Raw genomic sequence first — 16,214 nt, 5'->3', positions numbered from 1 at the left:
ATGAATTATTTATAACGCTCAACCATTTTCTCTAAAGAGATTGGACGAATCTTGTCTGCATTACCTGCAGTACCAAATGCTTCGTAACGGTCGATACAAATTTGCTTCATTGCATCTACAGTTGCGCTGAAGAATTTACGTGGATCAAATTCGCTTGGTTTTTCAGCCATCATACGGCGCATTGCACCAGTTGATGCCAGACGCAAGTCAGTATCGATGTTGATTTTACGAACACCGTGTTTGATCGCTTCAACCAGTTGCTCAACAGGAACACCATAAGTTTCTTTGATGTCGCCGCCATACTGGTTAATCACAGCCAGCCATTCTTGCGGCACAGAGCTAGAACCATGCATTACAAGGTGAGTATTTGGCAGTGCCTCGTGAATTTCTTTAATACGGTCAATTGCAAGAATATCGCCTGTAGGTGGACGAGTAAACTTGTATGCACCATGAGAAGTACCCACTGCAATGGCTAATGCGTCAACATTGGTATCTGCAACGAATTGACGAGCTTCTTCAACTGAAGTTAGCAGTTGAGAATGGTCAAGTACGCCTTCAGCGCCTACACCATCTTCTTCGCCTGCCATACCTGTTTCAAGGCTACCCAGACAGCCGATCTCGCCTTCTACTGAAACGCCACATGCATGTGCCATTTGTACAGTACGGCGAGTCACATCAACGTTGTATTCATATGAAGTTGGTGTTTTACCGTCTTCACCCAAAGAACCATCCATCATCACTGATGAGAAGCCTAACTGGATAGAACGTTGACATACGTCAGGGCTGGTACCGTGGTCTTGATGCATTACCACTGGAATGTGTGGCCATTCTTCGATTGCTGCCAAAATCAGATGACGCAAGAACGGTGCACCTGCGTACTTACGTGCACCCGCAGATGCCTGTACGATTACAGGTGAATTTGTTTGGTCTGCTGCCAACATAATGGCACGCATTTGTTCTAAGTTGTTTACGTTAAATGCTGGTACGCCATAAGCATGCTCGCCGGCGTGATCCAAGAGCTGGCGCAATGAAATAAGAGCCATAATATCCTCCCAGTGAATGCCACATATTCTACATGCACAAAGGTTTCAATTCAGCAACAAATAACACTATTTAAAAAAAATCCCTGCATTTGCAGGGATTTTGTCTCACATTGACCTAATTAAGGTGCCACAGCTTCCGAAGTTGCTGCGACTGAATCGTCTGCAGTCGCTGCATCTGCCGGAGCATTCGCAATTTCAGCAGGAATGTCGGTATTTTTTTCATCTAGAACCGGCTGATCAATTGCATCAATCGCTGCTTGCTGTTCTGGCGTTACAGTCTCATCTGCAACGGCTGCCGAAGCTTCTGCTTCAGCTGCTGGGGCATTTTCCTGTTTCGCACATGCAGTCAGTGCCAATGATGCTGCCAATAATGCCGCTAAAGTTAACTGTTTTTTCATCACGTAATCTCGTCATTTGGTGATTTAATGTCTGCATCTTATGACAGATTTATTGCATTTTAATGACGGAGCCATGAATGGTAAGTTTCTGCTGTCAAAAAAATGACATAAAAAAGCTGGCACTTGGCCAGCTTTTTTAGGCTAAAACATGCAATTAAGCGCGTTCTAGGAGTACCGCAACTGCAGGAAGGGTTTTGCCTTCGACAAATTCAAGGAATGCACCGCCACCTGTAGAGATATAGCCAATTTTGTCAGCAACGTCGTATTTATCAATCGCAGCAAGCGTGTCACCACCACCTGCAATCGAGAAACCTTCCGATTCAGCAATCGCTAACGATAGAGTTTTCGTGCCTTCACCGAATTGATCGACTTCAAATACGCCCACTGGACCATTCCAAAGAATCGTTTTAGACGTTTTCAAAATTTCAGCAAATGCTTTTGCAGTTTCTGGACCTACATCAAGGATCATATCGTTGTCAGCAACATCTTCAACTTTTTTCACAACCGCTTTAGCAGCAGCCAATGAACCTAGGAAGTCATCAAAGTTGATTTCAGATGCATCAGCAACCACAACGTCCGTTGGAAGCGGAACAGAAACTTTTGCTGCAATTGCTTTAGCTGTGTCGATCAAATCACTTTCACACAGTGATTTACCTACATTGTAGCCAGCAGCTGCAAGGAACGTGTTTGCGATACCACCACCAACAATCAATTGATCACAGATGTCAGACAATGAAGTCAAAACATCAAGCTTGGTAGAAACTTTAGAACCCGCAACGATCGCAACCATTGGTTTTTCAGGTGTTTTCAATGCACGACCCAATGCATCCAGTTCAGCCGCCAATAAAGGACCTGCTGCTGCTACTTTAGCTAAACGAGCGACACCTTCAGTTGATGCTTCTGCACGGTGTGCAGTACCGAACGCATCCATCACGAATACGTCACAAAGGGCTGCATATTTTGCTGCAAGTTCAGGATTATTTTTCTTTTCACCTATGTTGAAACGGCAATTTTCCAGTAAAACCACTTGACCCGGCTGAACTTCAACACCATTTAGATAGTCTGTGAAAAGTTTTACTTCCTGACCCAATGCTTCAGTCAGATAAGCTGCTACAGGTGCAAGAGACTGTTCAGCCTTCGGCTCACCTTCAACTGGACGACCAAGGTGAGAATACACCATGACAGCCGCGCCCTTTTCTACTGCAGCTTTAATTGTTGGTAATGCAGCACGTAGACGCGCATCGCTAGTGATTACACCATTTTTAACCGGTACATTTAAATCTTCACGGATCAGAACACGTTTACCCATCAGGTCAAGGTCAGTCATACGCTGAAAGTTCATTGTAGAGCTCTCTTTATAGATATTAAAAACGAGGCGATTTTAAATGATTATGCAGAAAAAGGTTAGCATCTTTTGCAGAAAACATTATGAATGCCAAAGTTTTGTTATGATAGAAAAAAGCTTCTTCCAGATTCAGTACCTATGTCGATACATCCTGATCCTAATCTTAACCGTCTCAATGTTCTGGGCGAGCCTTTGGCGAGCTGTTGTTTTGATCCTATTACTGGGTATTTCCGTAATGGCTTTTGCCATACCGCACCTACCGATCTGGGACAGCACACTGTCTGTGCACAGATGACCTCTGAATTTCTGAATTTTTCCCAGAAAGTGGGCAATGACCTGATTACACCATTACCAGAACTGGGATTTCCTGGACTGCAACCTGGTGATTTCTGGTGTATCTGCGTCACACGCTGGGTAGAAGCTTATGAAGCTGGACAAGCACCACCGGTCAAGCTGCAAGCCTGTCACAAAGCTGTCCTTGCTTATGTTCCTCTCCATATTTTAGAAGAATACGCTGTCTAATGAATACCGCAAAAATCATCTTGGCTTCTTCCAGCCAGACCCGTAAAGAACTGATGAACCGTCTACGTCTTGATTACGTATCGGTCGTCCCGGACATAGATGAATCACCCCAAGGTGAAAATCATGCGGATGAATTAGCTAAACGCCTAGCTTTTAAAAAAGCTCGTCATGTCGCTGAGCTACATCCTGATGCGATTGTAATTGGTTCTGATCAGGTAGCTTGGCGTGAAGGCGCACCAGATATCTTTATGGGTAAGCCCTTAACTGCTGAAAAAGCAGTTCGCCAGTTACAGGCCAATTCGGACAAGATTGTGTACTTCAGTACAGCACTCAGCGTTCAGCAGAAATCTACCGGTTTTGAACGTACGCTGGTAGAACATTATAAAGTCAAATTCCGCAAACTGTCTCAAGCAGAAATTGAGCGTTATGTAGAGATCGAACAGCCCCTGCATTGTGCCGGTAGCTTTAAATGTGAAGGTCTTGGGATTAGCCTATTTGAAACCATGATCGGGCAGGATCAAACTACCCTGATGGGTATGCCAATGATTCAGCTATGCAATATTCTGCGTGAGCTAAAGATTTTAGTTCCTTAATCTCCTTTATTTTAGGCTTTATTTATGTCCCTACCTCTAGACGTTTTAGGCGGTATTACCGCTGAACAATTCCTTGCCGAATACTGGCAGAAAAAACCGCTGTTAGTACGTAATGCCATGCCTGAAATCGCAGGTCTGCTAGAGCCTGATGATGTCATGGAGCTGGCACTTGAAGAAAATGTCACTGCACGTCTAATCAAGCAGAAAGATCGTGATCCAAATCAGTGGTCGGTAAAGACATCTCCTTTATTAAAAGCTGATTTCCAGAAGATGCCTAAGCTCTGGACTTTACTGGTTCAAGCTGTGGATCACTATTCGTTCGACCTGTCTGAACTCTGGAAAAAGTTTGCCTTTATCCCTCAATGGCGTCGTGATGACATCATGGTGTCTTATGCGCCTCAAGGCGGTTCAGTCGGTCAACATTTCGACTTTTATGATGTTTTTCTGGTTCAAGGCTATGGTCATCGTCGCTGGCAACTGGGGCAAATGTGTGATGCCGAGACCGAACTTGTACCGGGACAGCCATTAAAATTATTGCCAGAAATGGATGTGAATTTTGATGAAGTCCTTGCTCCTGGTGATTTGCTGTATGTTCCACCCGGCCTTTCCCACTACGGCGTAGCAGAAGATGACTGTCTGACTTTCTCTTTTGGTTTCCGTATGCCAAATGTCAGTGACATGATGGACCGTGTAGGCGATAAATTTTCGGAAAATGAAGTCTTACGCAATCCATTGACTGACATTATTCGTGATCAAATTAGTGCTGCGGGTGAAGTCACAGGCAATGAACTTGAATATCTGAAAGGCAAAATTATGGAGCAGTTGCATAACTCCAATGTGCTTGAAGACGCCATCATGAGCCTGATGTCAGAACCAAAATATGAAGAGAATATCCCAGAAGCCGAAGAAATTGGTACAGGCGATCTGGAAGAAGCACTTGATCAAGGCTATAGCCTGATGCTCGAACCCGCTTCACGCCTGCTCTATACAAAAGAAGACGGTGAAACCTTGTTCTGGGCCAATGGTGAAGGAATCTGTATTTCTGAAGCATTTACCGCAAAACTGAAGCAGATTGCTGATGGTGAGCGTGTCTTACTGGATGAAGATTTCGCTGACGAAGATATGCTGGAGGATGTTGCTGAGCTATTGAATGATTCTGTACTGATGCTAGTGCCACCGGCTGAAGAAGAGTAAGTTTTTATATCTTGGTCATTTAAATCTATAAAAAAAGGAGGATCATATGGTCCTCCTTTTTTATGTCTGGATAATTTTGAGATGATTAAGGCTGATAGAGTTCCATCACCACGTGTACGCAGGTATTACCTTTTACAGACTGAATATCCAGCATTCCACCCATACGTTCAATGCGCATTTTCATACTGCGCATACCAATACTCATGCCGTTTTTCTGCACCATCTCTGGATTAAAACCAACCCCATTGTCCTGAATTTTTAAAGTCAGTTGATGTGGTTGTGTATATTCCATACTCACACTCACTTTTGTGGCCTGACTATGCTTGATAATATTGGTCAGGCTTTCTTCTACCACACGAATCAGGGTCAGACATTGCAAAGCTGTAGGTTCACGCTGCCAGACTTTGGGAAAAGTCCATTCTACGGCGATATCCATTTCTTCCAGCAACTGGGTAAATCGGTAACGTACTGGCGCAATCCAGATCACTGGCGTTTCAGGCACTTTATTGTCAATAGAAGAACCGCTATCGATGATTTGACGCAGGTCATCCCTAAGCAGCTTCAGCATGGATAAAAACTGCCGGTTAGAAATATTTTCGGTACTTTGATCCACCAGAATCATGGAACGTACAATCGAGCCCCCCAGTCCATCATGCAGTTCATGTGATAGATTAATCCGTTCCTGCAAACGCACATTATCCAGTTCCAGCTTATGCTGATCACTCAAGCTTTTATTTAGATCAGCACTGACTTGCCGTACTTTGGATTCTAACTGCGTATTAAATTTTTCGATCTTTTTGATATTACCATTCAGTCGTGTCCCCATAATTAGCACAACAAACAGGATAATAATCGGTGATGTATAAGGTGATAAGGGTGAGAATTCACTAACCGCCCTTTGACCCAGAATGATCAAATCTATAATGACACACAGCAAAATTCCCCACAGACAAAGCATCAGGAACAGATATTCCCCATTGCGGGTTTTAATGGCCCAGTAGCTGACATACATGACGCAACTAATATAAAGCAGCACATATGAGACAAAAGCGACACTGAGCACCGCTTCTAAATACTCTAAAGAACTGGCTATGATGAATACACTGAATAAAGCAGTAACCCCGATAAGTCCCCGCTCCAAACGCTGAAATTTCTGCTTTAAGAACCGAATTAGATACAGACAAAAACAGTGCATATAGAGGATAAAGAAAATCAGATTGGCTTTACTCGCCCAGATACTTGATGAGAAGGGAAAGTTTTCTGTTGTTAACACATTGGAGATAAACAAAATCCATAATAATGAACTCAGCGCGAGCCAGCCAAAAGTGGTTTCTGAACGTCGGAATAGCCAGATAATCAGGCTAATGACTCCAATCGTACCGGATAGAATCATATTGATCTGAAAGAGCGTACGGCGATCCCAGATCTTTTTTGAGTAATGCTGGTCATTGGCAATAACATTATGGAATTCAATTCTGCCAAGCCCTGCACCCTGAAAACTATAACCTCGTACATAAATCAGCAGTTCATTGTCTGTCTGCTTCAAGCCTGCAATAGGCAAAATCCAGTAACGTGATACATTCCAGCTTTTAGACAAAGGCTCTTGCAGATTTTGATCCGACCACAGCAGATCATCATTTAGGAAAACAGCTCCAGCAGAATTCAGATAGTCAATCCCAAAAACAATCGGTTCAGCCAGACGTATATTGTCCCGACAAGACCAACCCCAGCGAATTTTATACCAGGCACCCCCATTATATTTCGGCCAGTTATTTTTCCAGTTATCCGGCAATGTCACAGGTTGCCAGCCTCCCTCCGGAATTTCGAGATGGCTCGACACTTGAACTTTTTGTTGCTGTTCAATGTTCACCTGACAAAGCTCGTTAATCTGAAAATTATTCTGTGCCAGACTGATGCAAGAGAACAGGCTCAGCCAGCTCCCTATCATCAATAGAGCGAAGAACCTTAATCCTTGTCTAAACATCTTGCTAACAGACAGCATTCGCACTAAAGAATACCTAAATGCCGGGCCGTGCTGACTGCTTTGGTCCGCTTGCTGACACAGAGTTTGCGGTAAATATGCTTGATATGACTTTCAACGGTATAACGTGACACACAGAGTTCATCAGCAATTTCACGATTGCTGAGCCCCTGTGCCACCAATGAAAGAATTTCTTTTTCCCGTTGGGTCAGGCTTTCCTGTTCAGGATCAGGTACGATCTGCTCCAAGGAGGAAGATGGCTCTGAACTGGAAATCTGCTTGAGAATTTCACGCGCAATAAAAGGATCAATGGGTGCGCCGCCGCACAAAATACTGCGAATTGCCAGACTCACTTCTGTATCATCGCGTTCCTTGAGTACATAACCAGTTGCTCCTGCTTTAATTGCTTTTAGCAGACTGTCCTGAGTACTCCAAGCGGATACGACGAGTATCAAAGTTTGTGAACCGAGCTCATGTATTTTTTCAATAATGGAAATGCCATTTCCATCTGGCAATCCAAGATCAATCAGTGCTAAACAGAAGGGTTCTTGTTGCAGAAGATATTCGGCTTCCCTGACATTATTGGCGAATAGCAATACCTCATCGCTATACCCTAGATCCTTTAATATGTTCTTTAAACGGCACTGAATGACATATTGGTCTTCAACAATTAATACAGGTACCGGTAGTACGGCGTCTTGTGCTGTCATAAGCACACCCCTTATCGTTATTCTTATTACCCCATTGAAATTAAAATATAAACAAAAAAAGAAGAAAAATCATGAGTTTTTTTAACTTTATTATGAGCAGGCATAAGTATGAATAATTTTGGAAGCAGAGTTCTTGTTCTTGGAAAATTCAAATTTATAAACTATAAAAATGCCATCTATTTTAAGATGGCATTTTTTTGTAGCTTCTAAATATTAAACAGCAGTTTATTTTTTGCTTTTCTTTTCAGAACCGTATTGCTGCTTCAAATACTCCACAATATCTTTAGATTCGAACATCTTGACACCAGTATTTGGATCAACCAGATAAGGAACCTGGATATTATTCCCCATTACTTTTAAGACTTGTTCACGTTTACCCCCTGGTAAGGGTTCATATTTCCCCGGTTTTAAACGCAGTTTTGCTAGACCTTGATCCTGCCAGCGTTCTTTCGCCACATTATGGTAGATATAAGGGATTTCAAGCTCAGACAATACGCCTCGGACAATACGGGTATAAGGACTAGCTTCAAAGCCCCATAGTTCAAGAAGCTGTTCAGGTGCAGAGGTATTCTTCGACAACGGTTTAGCCATGCCACCACGTAGCCCATTCACCATCGTACCTACAATGGCAGCAACCGGCACTTTGGGATAATTTGAATATTTGGCTGGTGTTTTACCCGTCTTGCCATAATGCTTAAACAAGTGATGAATAATATCCTGAGATTCGTATAGCTTATCTCCAGTATTTTCATCTATTAAAAATGGAAACTGAAGCTTGCCACCCTGCTGTTTCACTTCGGGACGAAAGCGTTTACCGCCTCGTGGGCATGGATACACTTCATAATCGAGATTCAGTAAAGTCATGACCTCACGGACACGACGACAAAAAGGTGATCCTTCATATTCATAAAGCTTGAGAGGCTTTTCAGGCTGATTCGGAAATGGTGTACCGGTCGTACCACGTCCACCTTCCAGAAATGCGGATGCCAATGCCTGTGCTACTTTAATCTGATGGCCTAACATATCGTCTGTCCTCTTTATTATTTTCAAACCGTGAAAGCAGCAATCTAAACTGCCTAACTTCCACGGTATAGCTTGTTTTTGTATATTTTCAATAACCGGAATTAGTCCACCAATTGTTCTTTGGACAGGACAATACCATTGTTATCGGCATAAACGTATTCACCCGATTTAAAGGTCACACCACCAAAATAAAGCGGCACATCTACTTCCCCAATACCTTTACGATTGCTCTTCTGTGGAATTGAAGCCAGTGCATGCACACCAAGATCCAGCTCTGCAATCGCATCGACGTCACGCACACAACCGTAGATAATCACGCCATTCCAGTGGTTTTTCACCGCAGATTCAGCAATCAGGTCACCCATCAATGCACAGCGCATAGAAGCACCACCATCTACAACCAAAACCTTGCCGGTACCGTCTGTCGCCAATAACTCTTTTACTCGAGAGTTATCTTCAAAACATTTTACGGTCACAATCTGGCCGCCAAAGCTTTTACGTGCGCCATAACTTCTAAAGAATTTGCCATCCATGCATGGGGCGACTACCTGCAGGTCTTTATCCGGATTATCATCAAGCAGGTCACAAGTTACAAATGGTACGCTGGACATGATTTTTTACCCTCATTTCATTTTTTGTATAGCTAAATTATCATAAATTTCAAATTTCACAGTCTGATTCAGCGCTGCATATACCATAGTATGAGCCACCTGCTCTGCTGTCACTGGCTTGTATTTAAAAGAATCGGGGATAAAATGCGAAAACTTGTCAAACAGGTTCTGTGCCGCGTCTTCCAGTAAACGCTGATGATCCCGCTCACCAATCAACAAAGACGGTCGGAACAAGCTGATACGCTCCAGAGACAAGCTCTGGATATAATCCTCTAATTCACCCTTTACCCGGTTATAAAACAGTCTGGATTTTGAATTGGCACCCATCGCACTAATCAACAGATAATGAGCATCCGTTTGCTGCACCAGTTCGGCAAAATGGGCATTGATGGTGTAATCGGTATTATAAAAAGCTTCTTTGGAGCCGGCTTTCTTTAAGGTAGTACCCAGACAGCTAAAGGCATGGGTATGGCCACTGACATCCTGGTCATTGAGCATTAAAAAGTCCTCAATGACCACCTGTTTGACCTTGTGCCATTGTTCAAATTCTGGTTGATGTTTACGCACGATGACGCTAATACGCTTACAACTTGGTTCATTTGCCAGCTGTTGCACCAAAGTCTTTCCGACCAAGCCTGTAGCGCCAATCACGATAGGATATGTAATGGTTTTAGTCATTTTTTGTACGATCTCCCTGCTTAGATACTAATCTAACGTTTTCTTTAGAATTTTTCTGCAACTAAAATGTTGTCAAAGCATGTCAAGACTTGACTTAAGCCCATAGTTTCCTCAAAATATGGCACTTGTTTACGGGCTGGTGATAGTTCTTCTGATGTGGTTTTCAGTTGAGTTTCAGCCCGCCCAGACCAATCTATTTCAAGGAGTGCACGAGTGGCAAACTCTGCTCAAGCAAAAAAACGTGCTCGTCAAAACGTTAAAGCACGCAAACACAACGCAAGCTTGCGTTCTATGGTTCGTACATATCTTAAACGTACAGTAGCTGCTATTGCTGCTGGCGACTATGCTGTTGCTACTGAAGCTTACAAAAAAGCTGTTCCAGTAATCGACCGTATGGCTGACAAAGGTATCATCCATAAAAATAAAGCAGCTCGTCATAAGAGCCGTTTGAACGCGCAAGTTAAAGCATTAGCTTCTAACTAATCGCAAATCAAAAGAAGCCCTTTTAGGGCTTTTTTTGTGCCTAAAATTTAATACCAAATCAACAATAAAGAATGATGAATACCAGATTATTCCCAATTCTAGTCATAGAAATCTTTTACTTAAATAAAAATAGAATACATTATTCATCCTTATCCATAGAATGAGGTGTTGTGGTCTGATCTTGCTGCGCATTGTCTGTATCACGCTGACAGGCAGTTAATCCCAGCATAACAACCAGACTTAAAATTGTGATTATTTTCATGATGACTCCTATGCTTTCAAAATTGGTTTAAATATCAGCATAGTGATATTTCATCGTTACTCTATTTCACTTTCATACGATAAATGTAAAAAAGCTCAACCTAAATGATTGAGCCTTTGAATTATTTATTTACCTTTAATTCGGCATTCTGAAATTGGGAAATATCCAGCTCATGCACTTTGCCACGCCAAATCCATTTTAGTTTAGATTCCTCAAATACATCGCCTTCAAACCAGACAAATAGACCTTCCATCATTTTCGGCCAGTCTTCACGACTGACTTCCTGATGCCCAGACATCACTGCAATCATCGCTGCCAGAATGGTGTCATGGCTGACCGCCAGACTGAGTCCATACGGCGTTTTCGGATGAGTGTTGTAAATTAATTCAAGCACATCTACTACGCCATTAATTGGATGTTTCATTCCAGGCAAAGCATTATTGACGAAGCTATTGATAAAGCCTAATGCCCCCTGTTTTTTGAAATATGGCCCTGCTTTTTGAATATCCAGTACAAAACTGCCTGGCTCAACCAGCAAACCCTGTTCCACGATTTCAATCTTATGGGTATGCGGTGCTTTATCCGTTGCATCTGCCCCTTCGATCATCAAGGCTGCGGTATCTACACAGCGCTGAATCGGACTCGATATACAATGCTGGATATGCCGATCTGTTTGATTGACCAGATAAGCGCCCCATTCCTGCGCCAGATCACGTCCTTGCGGCGTCAACTGCAAATCATAACCTGCTAGTCCCTGACCAGCGACATCTTCACGCAGAGAATGCCGCGTAAACAGAGTCACAGGTATCTTGGTATCAGGCAATAAATCTATTGCACTGAGCATACTTGGTGGAAGCAGTTTTAATGCCACAATCTTGCCAACTGATCTATCAACGGAATCTTCCTCACTATACCATGAACGGCTATGAGCTTAATCATTGTCTTGCATGTCCGCCAGTGCCTGTAAAGCCAGTGCTTTCATGGCTTCATTCTTATAGGCGATAAACCCGCCATTCAGTAAGGTCTTGCGCTGGTTGTAGATGAATGGCCGACCTTCCAGATCAACCAACCCTCCACCAATCCGCTCAAGCATGCATTGACCGGCACTGGTATCCCACTCAGAGGTTGGATGGAAACGCGGATAAATATCTACCCGGTCTTCAAGGATCATGCAGAATTTATAGGCACTTCCTGCCTTGAACTCGGTGTACGCGCTAAGTTTAGCCAGACTTTGCAGATACTCGACATATTTTGGCTTTTGCTGACTGCCCTGACTCAGACCGACAAAGACATCCTGATGATCAGTAGCTGCCTCATAGTCAAACCATGCCTGATCCTGAATATCGTATTTTAAAGGCATGCCCTGTTCAGGGCAGAAATAGATCAACTGCTGCGCAGGAACCGCCAAAATAGCAAAGGTAGTCAGACTGCCTCTGACCAGACTAAGATTAATCGTAAATTCCGGGCGCTGGTGCAGAAACTCTTTAGTGCCATCCAGAGGATCAAGTAACCAGAAATCTGTCCAGGCATGACGCTGATCCTGCTGCCCCTCTTCTGACAGTAAAGGTAATTCTGAAATTTCTGCCAAAGCCTGGGTTAAATAACTATTCACCCGATAGTCTGCCTGGGTCACAGGAGAATCATCACTTTTCTTGACAATATCAAACGCAGCACCTGAACAATAACGCTGATATTCTTCTCGCAAAATTTCACAGGCCTGTGTCAAAATGGGCACAAACTGCAAAATCATCGGATCTTGTGGTGCTATTGTCGCTTTAAACATAGAAAACCTTATATGTCGAATTGCTCAGAAAAACCGCCTGTCATCTTTGATATGGACGGAACTTTACTTGATCTTGCCTACGATGATTTCATCTGGAACGAGTTATTACCGATCCGTTATGCCGAAACACATGGCTGTAGTCTGAAACAGAGCCGCGAAACGCTTTATGCATTCTATCAGCAACATAATCATACCCTAAACTGGTACTCTTCTCGCTTCTGGACGGCTAAAGTCGAAGTCGATGTTCTGGCCATGCAAATCGAGCATAAAGATAAAGTTAGCTTACGCCCTTATTGCCTCGAATTACTCGATTATCTTAAAAACAATGGCTATCCGATCTGGCTTGCCACCAATGCCGACTGTGCCGGTCTAGCCTTTAAACTGGAACATCTCAATCTCAAAAATTATTTTGATGTCATTGTCAGCTCGGAAAGCATTGGGCATGCCAAAGAATTTGTAGAATTCTGGCAAGGCCTGAATGCCCTGCATTCCTTTGATCCTGAGCAGGTCTATTTTATTGATGATACCGAAAAAGTCCTGAATGGCGCCAAGGCTTATGGCATCCAGAACCTGTTCTGCATCCAGCAACCATCTTCCAGTAAAGTTGCGCGCCAGACTTGCAATTACCCGATGCTGCACCAATTAACAGATTTAATCACTCATTTAAATCAGTCTGAGGTAAACAAGCAATATGCGTAAATCGTCTTTACCCGAAGATGCGGTAGGCATGCGTATAGATAAATGGCTGTGGGCGGCACGTTTTTTTAAAACCCGTTCAATTGCCAAGAATGCTATTGAGGGCGGTAAAGTCCATCATAATGGTGAGCGTGTAAAAGTATCTCGCGAAGTCCGTGTGGGTATGGAGTTGACGATTCAGCAAGGTATCGACAAAAAAACCGTAGTTGTAAAAGAACTTTCTGATGTTCGTGGTCCTGCACCTGTGGCACAGAAACTGTATGAAGAAACTGAAGTCAGTATCGCTCGCCGGGAATTGATTGCATCGCAAAGAAAGTTGCATAATCTAGCGCGTCCCGATCATCGACCAAGCAAAAAAGATCGTCGAGACATCAGTCGATTCAAGAATGAAAATAGTCAGAACTTTGATCAACATTGGTCATATAATGATGATTAAATTCAAGCGTCAGCATGTGTCGTAACATTGCTGGATTTTATAGAACACAAGGGAAATTTCTGTCACTATATTCCTGTGGAACGAAGCTCTAATGTAAGACATCCACTTGAGTACTAAGTTTGTGACATCGTATTGAGGTTGTAAGATGGATGAGAATAAAAACAAGGCGCTCAACGCTGCCTTAAGCCAGATTGAAAAACAGTTTGGTAAAAACACAGTGATGCGTCTTGGTGACAATACCGTGCAAGCAGTTGAAGCTGTATCTACGGGTTCTTTAACGCTTGATATTGCACTCGGTATTGGTGGTTTACCGAAAGGCCGTATTATCGAAATTTATGGTCCTGAATCTTCAGGTAAGACCACAATGACATTACAAGCAATTGCTGAATGTCAAAAAGCTGGCGGTACATGTGCATTCATCGATGCCGAGCACGCACTTGATCCTCAATATGCCCGTAAACTCGGTGTAGATATTGATAACCTGCTGGTTTCTCAGCCAGACAATGGTGAACAGGCACTTGAAATCGCTGACATGCTGGTACGCTCTGGTGCGATTGACCTGATCGTAGTCGACTCTGTTGCTGCATTGACGCCTCGCGCCGAAATTGAAGGCGAAATGGGTGACTCACATATGGGTCTACAAGCACGTTTGATGAGCCAAGCACTGCGTAAAATTACCGGTAATGCCAAGCGTTCAAACTGTATGGTGATTTTCATTAACCAGATCCGTATGAAGATTGGTGTAATGTTCGGTAGCCCGGAAACGACTACTGGTGGTAATGCACTGAAATTCTATGCTTCTGTACGTCTGGATATCCGCCGTATCGGTCAGGTGAAAGAAGGCGACGAGATCGTAGGTTCTGAAACCAAAGTCAAAGTTGTGAAAAACAAAATGGCGCCTCCATTCAGAGAAGCTCTGTTCCAGATTCTGTATGGTAAAGGCGTTAACCATCTTGGTGAACTGATTGACCTTGCAGTACAGCAAGAAATCGTTCAAAAAGCGGGTGCATGGTATTCATATCAAGGCGACAAGATTGGCCAAGGTAAGAACAATACCATCCGTTACTTGGAAGAACACAAAGAGCTGGCGGATACCATTGAAAAACTGATCCGTGAGCAACTGCTTACTACAGGCAAAGTAGTCGAAGATAAAGACGAAGAAGAACCAGCAGACTTTCTGGATGCATAATCCTTAAACATCATAACAGAGCGCCCTAAGGGGCGTTTTTGTTATTATGGAATAGATATTTTAATCGAGATCAATATGTCAGACGCAAAATTCAGCAAACTTTTGGACTATGATGCGATTAAACAGCAGTTTGGTGATGCTGAAGATTCAGTCACTCCTGCACCTGTTGAGTCACAGGCTTTGCCAGAATTTGATCCGGAAGATAGCTTATTTGGTAACTCTAATAAAGAGCAAAAGAAACCCGGTCTAACCGGCTCCCGTTTGCGTTCTTATGCCTTTGCTGTACTGACTCGCAAGGAATACTCCAAAGCTGAACTCATCGAAAAACTGGCACTTTATGCAGAAGATCGCAATGAAGTGGTCACTTTGGTTGAAGAACTATCTAGAGAAAACTATCAAAGTGATCAACGTGTCGCTGAAATCATGTTGTCGAGCCAAAAGCGTAAAGGCAAAGGCCCCAATCAGATTAAAATGAAGCTAAAAAGCAAAAAGATTGATACTGCCCTGATCAGTGAAGAACTCAAAGAAACGGACTGGGTACAACAGGCTTATGAACTGAAGCTTAGAAAATATGGTCCAGAAGTGACGAAAGACCCAAAACTTAAAGCCAAACAGATCCGTTTTCTAATGTATCGTGGTTTTGAAATGGATGCGATCATGAAAGCGATCAGCCGCAAGGCCAAGGCCGAAGCTTAATTCTTTTGTATTTGTGAAAAAATATGCTTAGGCTATTTTTTATTTTCCTCTTTGCCATCCTGCTTAAATAGTTTCCCTTATTACAATTAATCTCAAACAGCAAAAAGCTTTCAAAAGCTCAAATTAAGATAATCTATTTTCATGATTGAATTTTAATGTTCCAAACAATTCAAGTATCCAAGGAAGTGGCATTAGATAGAAATTTAAAAGTAAACATTAAAGAAAGGGAAAATAATGAAGATTAAGATTTAAAAATAAAGAGAGAATAGAGAAATTTTATAATTATAAATCTGGTGGCAACCCTACCAGCAAAGCTCCGGCACATCATAGATCTACTACCGTTGCTACCTTCCGGTCCTGGCGGGGTTCATAGAGTACAATTGCGAAGTAACCGGCAGGGCTACCATTACAGAAACAGAGTATAGAGATTTTTACTGAAGTTGCAAGGGCTGTATTTCAAATTTTCGGCATAAGCTATCCGTTTGATTATTTTAAAAACAATATGCCCCAAGATGCTGGTTTTTTAATATTCTTCACAATTAATTCATGAATATCGAAATTCACATGATCT

19 protein-coding genes and 1 other RNA gene are annotated in these 16,214 nt (G+C 42.8%); 8 read left to right on the top strand and 12 right to left on the bottom strand.

The window, feature by feature from the left end; all coding sequences use genetic code 11:
* Window positions 1-5: 5 nt before the first annotated feature.
* The 3 genes from fba to FOC32_RS11205 form a co-directional block, all read right to left on the bottom strand.
* On the bottom strand, window positions 6-1,043 hold the full coding sequence (gene fba, locus FOC32_RS11215) for a class II fructose-bisphosphate aldolase (protein WP_004786117.1): 1,038 nt from the start codon (window positions 1,041-1,043) through the stop codon (window positions 6-8).
* 119 nt (window positions 1,044-1,162) lie between these two features.
* On the bottom strand, window positions 1,163-1,441 hold the full coding sequence (locus FOC32_RS11210) for a hypothetical protein (protein WP_004786119.1): 279 nt from the start codon (window positions 1,439-1,441) through the stop codon (window positions 1,163-1,165).
* 154 nt (window positions 1,442-1,595) lie between these two features.
* A complete protein-coding gene (locus FOC32_RS11205) occupies window positions 1,596-2,783 on the bottom strand; it encodes a phosphoglycerate kinase (RefSeq protein ID WP_034170329.1) in 1,188 nt (395 codons plus the stop codon).
* Between the two features lie 141 nt (window positions 2,784-2,924).
* On the opposite strand from FOC32_RS11205, the gene FOC32_RS11200 reads away from it, so the two are divergent.
* From FOC32_RS11200 to FOC32_RS11190, 3 genes are read left to right on the top strand one after another with little or no spacing between them, the layout of a single operon-like run.
* A complete protein-coding gene (locus FOC32_RS11200; RefSeq protein WP_175967465.1) occupies window positions 2,925-3,308 on the top strand; it encodes a DUF2237 family protein in 384 nt (127 codons plus the stop codon).
* Window positions 3,308-3,901, top strand: coding sequence for a Maf family protein (locus FOC32_RS11195; RefSeq protein WP_175967463.1), 594 nt, complete (start codon window positions 3,308-3,310; stop codon window positions 3,899-3,901). Before FOC32_RS11200 ends, FOC32_RS11195 begins: the two co-directional genes overlap by 1 nt.
* 24 nt (window positions 3,902-3,925) lie before the next feature.
* A complete protein-coding gene (locus tag FOC32_RS11190) occupies window positions 3,926-5,095 on the top strand; it encodes a cupin domain-containing protein (RefSeq protein WP_175967461.1) in 1,170 nt (389 codons plus the stop codon).
* Between the two features lie 85 nt (window positions 5,096-5,180).
* On the opposite strand, the gene FOC32_RS11185 is transcribed toward FOC32_RS11190, so the two are convergent.
* The 5 genes from FOC32_RS11185 to FOC32_RS11165 all read right to left on the bottom strand — a co-directional run bounded on the left by FOC32_RS11185 (window position 5,181) and on the right by FOC32_RS11165 (window position 10,098).
* The gene (locus tag FOC32_RS11185) at window positions 5,181-7,043 is read right to left on the bottom strand and encodes an ATP-binding protein (RefSeq protein WP_175967459.1); all 1,863 of its coding nucleotides are present in this window, start codon (window positions 7,041-7,043) and stop codon (window positions 5,181-5,183) included.
* 59 nt (window positions 7,044-7,102) lie between these two features.
* Window positions 7,103-7,786 (bottom strand): response regulator, encoded by a 684-nt coding sequence (locus tag FOC32_RS11180; protein ID WP_175967457.1) that lies wholly within the window; start codon window positions 7,784-7,786, stop codon window positions 7,103-7,105.
* Between the two features lie 225 nt (window positions 7,787-8,011).
* A complete protein-coding gene (locus tag FOC32_RS11175; RefSeq protein WP_175967455.1) occupies window positions 8,012-8,809 on the bottom strand; it encodes a glutathione S-transferase N-terminal domain-containing protein in 798 nt (265 codons plus the stop codon).
* Between the two features lie 101 nt (window positions 8,810-8,910).
* Window positions 8,911-9,420: a ribonuclease E activity regulator RraA gene (gene rraA, locus FOC32_RS11170; protein WP_175967453.1), complete on the bottom strand. Its 510-nt coding sequence runs from the start codon at window positions 9,418-9,420 to the stop codon at window positions 8,911-8,913.
* Between the two features lie 12 nt (window positions 9,421-9,432).
* Window positions 9,433-10,098, bottom strand: a complete 666-nt coding sequence (locus FOC32_RS11165) for an NAD-dependent epimerase/dehydratase family protein (RefSeq protein ID WP_175967451.1) — start codon at window positions 10,096-10,098, stop codon at window positions 9,433-9,435.
* Between the two features lie 213 nt (window positions 10,099-10,311).
* Here FOC32_RS11165 and rpsT point away from each other — a divergent pair, with 213 nt between their 5' ends.
* Complete coding sequence (rpsT, locus tag FOC32_RS11160; protein WP_004786139.1) at window positions 10,312-10,581, top strand: 30S ribosomal protein S20; 270 nt, start codon at window positions 10,312-10,314, stop codon at window positions 10,579-10,581.
* A 139-nt stretch (window positions 10,582-10,720) separates the two neighbouring features.
* On the opposite strand, the gene FOC32_RS17030 is transcribed toward rpsT, so the two are convergent.
* The 3 genes from FOC32_RS17030 to FOC32_RS11150 all read right to left on the bottom strand — a co-directional run bounded on the left by FOC32_RS17030 (window position 10,721) and on the right by FOC32_RS11150 (window position 12,626).
* A complete protein-coding gene (locus FOC32_RS17030; protein WP_004786141.1) occupies window positions 10,721-10,843 on the bottom strand; it encodes a hypothetical protein in 123 nt (40 codons plus the stop codon).
* Between the two features lie 121 nt (window positions 10,844-10,964).
* On the bottom strand, window positions 10,965-11,714 hold the full coding sequence (locus FOC32_RS11155; protein ID WP_175967449.1) for a histidine phosphatase family protein: 750 nt from the start codon (window positions 11,712-11,714) through the stop codon (window positions 10,965-10,967).
* Between the two features lie 60 nt (window positions 11,715-11,774).
* Window positions 11,775-12,626: a 3'(2'),5'-bisphosphate nucleotidase CysQ family protein gene (locus FOC32_RS11150; protein WP_175967448.1), complete on the bottom strand. Its 852-nt coding sequence runs from the start codon at window positions 12,624-12,626 to the stop codon at window positions 11,775-11,777.
* A 12-nt stretch (window positions 12,627-12,638) separates the two neighbouring features.
* Here FOC32_RS11150 and FOC32_RS11145 point away from each other — a divergent pair, with 12 nt between their 5' ends.
* From FOC32_RS11145 to FOC32_RS11130, 4 genes are all read left to right on the top strand, one after another.
* Complete coding sequence (locus FOC32_RS11145; protein ID WP_175967446.1) at window positions 12,639-13,325, top strand: HAD-IA family hydrolase; 687 nt, start codon at window positions 12,639-12,641, stop codon at window positions 13,323-13,325.
* Window positions 13,318-13,758 (top strand): RNA-binding S4 domain-containing protein, encoded by a 441-nt coding sequence (locus tag FOC32_RS11140; RefSeq protein ID WP_004786147.1) that lies wholly within the window; start codon window positions 13,318-13,320, stop codon window positions 13,756-13,758. Before FOC32_RS11145 ends, FOC32_RS11140 begins: the two co-directional genes overlap by 8 nt.
* A gap of 145 nt (window positions 13,759-13,903) precedes the next feature.
* Window positions 13,904-14,947 (top strand): recombinase RecA, encoded by a 1,044-nt coding sequence (gene recA / locus FOC32_RS11135; protein ID WP_004786150.1) that lies wholly within the window; start codon window positions 13,904-13,906, stop codon window positions 14,945-14,947.
* Window positions 14,948-15,022: 75 nt separating this feature from the next.
* Window positions 15,023-15,643 carry a regulatory protein RecX gene (locus FOC32_RS11130; RefSeq protein WP_175967444.1) on the top strand — a complete coding sequence of 207 codons (621 nt, stop codon included), beginning with the start codon at window positions 15,023-15,025 and terminating at the stop codon, window positions 15,641-15,643.
* A 300-nt stretch (window positions 15,644-15,943) separates the two neighbouring features.
* On the opposite strand, the gene ffs is transcribed toward FOC32_RS11130, so the two are convergent.
* Window positions 15,944-16,040, bottom strand: an RNA gene (ffs, locus tag FOC32_RS11125) — signal recognition particle sRNA small type.
* Window positions 16,041-16,214: the final 174 nt, after the last annotated feature.

The sequence above is a fragment of the Acinetobacter sp. FDAARGOS_724 genome (assembly GCF_013364475.1).
Classification (GTDB): Bacteria; Pseudomonadota; Gammaproteobacteria; order Pseudomonadales; family Moraxellaceae; genus Acinetobacter; species Acinetobacter variabilis.
Note: the sequence above shows the minus strand (reverse complement) of the source record. Positions and strands in the feature narration are given on the sequence as shown.

Excerpts from the sequence above, each read along its gene's own strand:
- fba (WP_004786117.1), bottom strand. The coding sequence starts at position 1,043 with ATGGCTCTTATTTCATTGCGCCAGCTCTTGGATCACGCCGGCGAGCAT.
- FOC32_RS11210 (WP_004786119.1), bottom strand. The coding sequence starts at position 1,441 with ATGAAAAAACAGTTAACTTTAGCGGCATTATTGGCAGCATCATTGGCA.
- FOC32_RS11205 (WP_034170329.1), bottom strand. The coding sequence starts at position 2,783 with ATGAACTTTCAGCGTATGACTGACCTTGACCTGATGGGTAAACGTGTT.
- FOC32_RS11200 (WP_175967465.1), top strand. The coding sequence starts at position 2,925 with ATGTCGATACATCCTGATCCTAATCTTAACCGTCTCAATGTTCTGGGC.
- FOC32_RS11195 (WP_175967463.1), top strand. The coding sequence starts at position 3,308 with ATGAATACCGCAAAAATCATCTTGGCTTCTTCCAGCCAGACCCGTAAA.
- FOC32_RS11190 (WP_175967461.1), top strand. The coding sequence starts at position 3,926 with ATGTCCCTACCTCTAGACGTTTTAGGCGGTATTACCGCTGAACAATTC.
- FOC32_RS11185 (WP_175967459.1), bottom strand. The coding sequence starts at position 7,043 with ATGATAGGGAGCTGGCTGAGCCTGTTCTCTTGCATCAGTCTGGCACAG.
- FOC32_RS11180 (WP_175967457.1), bottom strand. The coding sequence starts at position 7,786 with ATGACAGCACAAGACGCCGTACTACCGGTACCTGTATTAATTGTTGAA.
- FOC32_RS11175 (WP_175967455.1), bottom strand. The coding sequence starts at position 8,809 with ATGTTAGGCCATCAGATTAAAGTAGCACAGGCATTGGCATCCGCATTT.
- rraA (WP_175967453.1), bottom strand. The coding sequence starts at position 9,420 with ATGTCCAGCGTACCATTTGTAACTTGTGACCTGCTTGATGATAATCCG.
- FOC32_RS11165 (WP_175967451.1), bottom strand. The coding sequence starts at position 10,098 with ATGACTAAAACCATTACATATCCTATCGTGATTGGCGCTACAGGCTTG.
- FOC32_RS17030 (WP_004786141.1), bottom strand. The coding sequence starts at position 10,843 with ATGAAAATAATCACAATTTTAAGTCTGGTTGTTATGCTGGGATTAACT.
- FOC32_RS11150 (WP_175967448.1), bottom strand. The coding sequence starts at position 12,626 with ATGTTTAAAGCGACAATAGCACCACAAGATCCGATGATTTTGCAGTTT.
- FOC32_RS11145 (WP_175967446.1), top strand. The coding sequence starts at position 12,639 with ATGTCGAATTGCTCAGAAAAACCGCCTGTCATCTTTGATATGGACGGA.
- FOC32_RS11140 (WP_004786147.1), top strand. The coding sequence starts at position 13,318 with ATGCGTAAATCGTCTTTACCCGAAGATGCGGTAGGCATGCGTATAGAT.
- recA (WP_004786150.1), top strand. The coding sequence starts at position 13,904 with ATGGATGAGAATAAAAACAAGGCGCTCAACGCTGCCTTAAGCCAGATT.
- FOC32_RS11130 (WP_175967444.1), top strand. The coding sequence starts at position 15,023 with ATGTCAGACGCAAAATTCAGCAAACTTTTGGACTATGATGCGATTAAA.